We start from the raw sequence: 4,442 nt of genomic DNA on the forward strand, positions 1-4,442 counted from the left end.
CGCCGATCACCCAATCAACCGCATTGATGATCTGCTGCCTTGGAACGTCGCGGGCGAACTGCCTTCCTTCGCCGTCCCCGCCTGACTTCCACTTCGCCGTCAACCACGGTGCTCAACTAACGCTTACAGACAACTCTACAACGAGAGTTTCTCAGAACCGCAGGATGCGATGAGTATCAAGGGTTTCTTTTTAGCAAGCCCTTGGAGGGGGAGGATGCATTCCTGTTATTGAAGACTGAAAACGAGAATGTTTATGACCGGGGAGGTTGCGCCGGACATTCGGAAATGTAAGTACGTGGAACTCAATATGATGCAAAAGGTTGGAGGACCGTTGTAAGGAGCGGAGCACGTGAAAGGGACAAGGCGTCCGCAAGCAAGCAAATTAATGTCCTACAAGCGGCTTGATGTCATTTTTGGTGCAGCATAAGCGCCTGCCGCTGAGATCATTGGACGCGTTAATCCGACATAAGTGTAAGCACCTGCAAGCCCCTTGACCTCTAATCGGTAAGAGGTCCCGACGTGAAAACGCTGTAAAAGATCGCATTCAATTGCTGGTTAGCATGAATTACCCCAATTGGCCGGACTCGGCAGTAACATAATACTTTACTGACGGCAGCTATTGGTAGCCTTGCGGACCTTAGATTTATATTCGACCGGACATGGGCCTGCGCTGGATTCGTCATGGAACGTGGAGTTGTCAAATTACGAGTAGCGCTTGAGTCCTCCACCTTGCTCTCATCTCTTTGATCCCTGGTCGGCGAGGATCCCAGAAAGAAACGTATCCACGTCCTTTTGCCAGAGATTCGGGTGTCCAATCAACGAATGGCCGCTCTTGCCATTAGGCAGGGAATAGGTTTTGAAAGTGCCGATTCCTCCACTCGCCACAAAGGATTCGAAATTCGAACGGCTATGGCTCAAACTGTAAATAGGATCATTTTCACCATATAGCCACAATGTCGGCTTCTTGAATGCTCCCCCGCGCCGAAAGGTGACGGTATTGATCGCCTGTGGGTCGGGACAGCGGTCGGTCATCCATCCACCGACAAAATTGACGGCGCCAACAAAGTCGTCGGGCCAGGCGCCAGCGTAGGCTATTGCGAGGAGTCCTCCGCGCGACTGACCACCAATAATCATCTTTGATGAAATGACGTCTGGTCTACCTTTAACGAAGGAAACAGCGGCATTGATATCTGCGAGCGCGCGATCAACTCCAGGCAACGACAGAGACGGCTTACACGAATAGCGAGAACGGTCCTGTTCGAACCCCTCATCATACAGCCCATCAGATTGTCCGCGACCGCGTCGCTGCGGAAAGGCAACGAGCCAGCCACGGTCGACGAAGAACTGTGCTGCAGGGCCGCCTGCCTGAGTTTTCCGGAAGAGATCTGGATCATTCCCCTTGCCTGTCGAGCCGTGGTTGAAGACAACTGTCGGAAACGGACCTTCCCCTGGCGGCTTGAAGATGACAATTTCAAGCATGACAGGCTTGCCATCTTCGGTGAACGGAGTAGGTGCGCGAGCGACGACTTTCTCCTGCGCGTGACCGCATGGCATGAACAGGGAAGTTGTCAATGTCAGTGCCACGAGCGCTGAACCTACTATATTGACCTTCACAAGGTTTCCTCTTATATAAGCGGCGGTCAACATGCTGACATGGAAAAAATGTCATATTAACGTCTTTTTCGAACCTCCTAATGACTGGCCGCTCCTGGCCGGACTCGGCGCTAACCTGGCACTGCTCTGCCGACTGCTATAGGTCGCTTCGCCGACCTTCCCTTGCCACCGGCGACAGGCCCTTGCCGACCCACAGCCTTCCTTCGCTTTCCTCTACAGCAGCCCTGACTGAGCCATCAGTGAATCGACGGAGCTGCGTCGAAAACTTTAGATGCTTCTTGTCGGAACTCTTCCGTGTTAAGGGGCTTGGTTAGATATTTCGACACCCCCAACAGCACACTGCGGCAAATGTCCTGATCCGTATTAGAAGCGCTGAGGATGAAGATGGGAATCGCTGCCAAGGTGGGATTGCTGCGAATGAGCTTGAACAGCTCGAAGCCGTCCAGATCGGGCAGCTTCAGGTCTAGCAGGATGAGGACGGGATTGCCAGACTTCCTGTTTGCGTAAGCACCTTCACAGGCAAGGTATGTCATCGCTTCCATCGCATTACGCACGACATCGACCGGTGCCGTGAAACCGGATGACTCGAGCAACTTGCACGTCACATAGGCGGCAATGTCGTCGTCCTCGATCAAGAGAAGATGGGAGGTCATTCCGGCATGATACACCCAGCCATTTAGTTGTGTTCGCTCGCCCCAAAGTGGAAAGTTTGCGGCACGAAAGGATTACAACATAATCATCCGCTCATGGCCGCAGGCGGCGGTTCTTTATGATCGCCTCACCGTCTGCTTTAGAACAGTTTTTCAGATCGCGGACATGCGTTAATGAGAGGTTAGACTCGACCCAAATCGACCCGTTTCCTCTGGAGCAATGTCACTCAGCCTGAGCGTTTATGTTGCGCGCTATCGTGCTCAGCCTTTATCACCTAACGCAATAGCCGCAAATTGTATTGCCTGCCGAGCGGGCTGGAGCGCCGTGGGAAGATTACAGCAGCTACCGCTTTGCGATTCGCCGCTTCGAGCATGGCTTGAATCACGTCCATATCCCTTAGCCCTTTGAGGAATTCTTTATCACTCTTCGTTTTAAAGCCGACCAGTCGATCTTCTTGCCAGAGAAAGTACGTGCACTACCGGATGACTCGGTATGACCGTCATTGGAAATCTTGTCGTAGATTTCCCTTGCTTCGTACAGGTTTGATGCGTGGATGAGATATTCACCCATTAAAAACGGGGGCACACTGTCAAAAGGCCGGACTAGCATTTTCAGCAGTCTTTATCTGGAAACTTCAATCGGTTCTAGATTATGCGCTACGGTTGATCAGCTTAAAAGTTGATTAACTAAACGTGGGCCCTGGAATAGCTCCCACCAGAACGCAAGATAGGTAGTGAAAAAGAGAAGCTTACGTGGCGAGCAGGATATCAACGCTTATACACCGTTCCTTGCACAAAGGCGATATAAATCGACGAGATAGCTCTCGAATGTTCATATTGTTTTTTGGCACGGAACATAAAGGCCGCGCTCTTCTCCCATTCCAGTGAGCGCAGATAGACATGACATGGAGCTACTTCCGCTTCTGTCCGAAATGTACCATGACTTCAATGATTCGAAACGACTGCAAAAGAGGATCTTGCTGGCTTCCGCCTTGCACATCGCCGAAGTGGAAATAGTCGTTAGCCGCCGCCTCCCATGGAAACTATTCGCCGGTTAATTGCACCTTACACTTCCGTCTGCTCCGCAATCTCCAATGCATCATCCACTTCGATACCCAGATATCGGACAGTGCTCCCTAACTTGGTATGCCCAAGCAGCAATTGCACTACTCGAAGGTTCTTGGTACGTTGGTAGATCAGCGTCGCCTTGGTTCTTCGCATTGTATGTGTTCCATAGGCGACCGAGTCCTGGCCGACGGAGTCGACCCGTGACTCGACGATGCGCGCATATTGGCGGGTCGATAAGTGTTCGGAAGTTGTTACACGGCTGGGGAACAGGAACTGGCCAAAGGTGAGATGCGCGCGGTCGATCCAAGCAGTGAGCGTGATTCGCGTTTGTTCGGTGATCTCGAACTGGACCGGCCGCTGGGTTTTTTGTTGCAGAATGATGGCACGGTGACCAATTCGTCCTCCCTGAGCAACATCACTGACCTTGAGTTTCACGAGATCGCAGCCACGGAGCTTGCTGTCGATGGCCAAATTGAACAGGGCCAAGTCGCGTGTGCGCTCCGCAAGTTGCAACCACGTTCGGATGGCCCAGATCTCTTTGAGTTTCAGCGGTGCCTTCTGGCCCACCAATTTTCCTTTGTTTCAAGAAGTGCGTGGGGCAGTAGAAAGAGCAGCGGACGCATTGGCTTTCATGAGATCCTCCATCGTTGAGTGGTCGGAATCTCATTCTGAGCGGTATTACGGCCTTAAAATCGTTTTTCGAGGTGGCTGACAGCTTTCTGGCTCCCTGCGGTCAACAGAAAACTTCGTTATAAATAAAATTATCAACCATAAGCTAACATTGTTCATAGCAAAACTTGGTCAACATTGCTAAAAACGAACTTGCTTGAACGTGGGTTTAACTTCCAACAGACCGCTTTCTGGCTTGGGTTACCAATTACCTTGCTTGAACGAACAAATAGTCTCTAATTGGATTGGGTTGAGTGTCTGCCGTTTCTTTTATGGTAATCAAGGCAATGCCTGCTTCGGGTGTTGACTAGCATCTCGACGCTCTGCAATTTGCCGTGCTCGGCGGTAGGCCGAATTCGCAAATTGTTTCCCGGCTATGGCGTCAGTCCAGATGGCAGTCGCAGCATTTCGAATACATTCGCTTCATCGTAACCCCGACAT

At 51.4% G+C, this 4,442-nt stretch carries 3 protein-coding genes; all 3 read right to left on the reverse strand.

From position 1 onward, the window contains the following. Nucleotides 1–735: 735 nt before the first annotated feature. Nucleotides 736–1,614 carry an alpha/beta hydrolase family protein gene (locus G3574_RS08590; protein WP_328804767.1) on the reverse strand — a complete coding sequence of 293 codons (879 nt, stop codon included), beginning with the start codon at nt 1,612–1,614 and terminating at the stop codon, nt 736–738. A gap of 236 nt (nt 1,615–1,850) precedes the next feature. Then, nucleotides 1,851–2,267, reverse strand: a complete 417-nt coding sequence (locus G3574_RS08595) for a response regulator (RefSeq protein WP_163962040.1) — start codon at nt 2,265–2,267, stop codon at nt 1,851–1,853. A 1,062-nt stretch (nt 2,268–3,329) separates the two neighbouring features. Continuing rightward, nucleotides 3,330–3,899 (reverse strand): tyrosine-type recombinase/integrase, encoded by a 570-nt coding sequence (locus G3574_RS08600; protein ID WP_407941651.1) that lies wholly within the window; start codon nt 3,897–3,899, stop codon nt 3,330–3,332. Nucleotides 3,900–4,442 lie beyond the last annotated feature (543 nt).

This window comes from Noviherbaspirillum galbum (assembly GCF_010974945.1).
GTDB lineage: Bacteria > Pseudomonadota > Gammaproteobacteria > Burkholderiales > Burkholderiaceae_D > Noviherbaspirillum > Noviherbaspirillum galbum.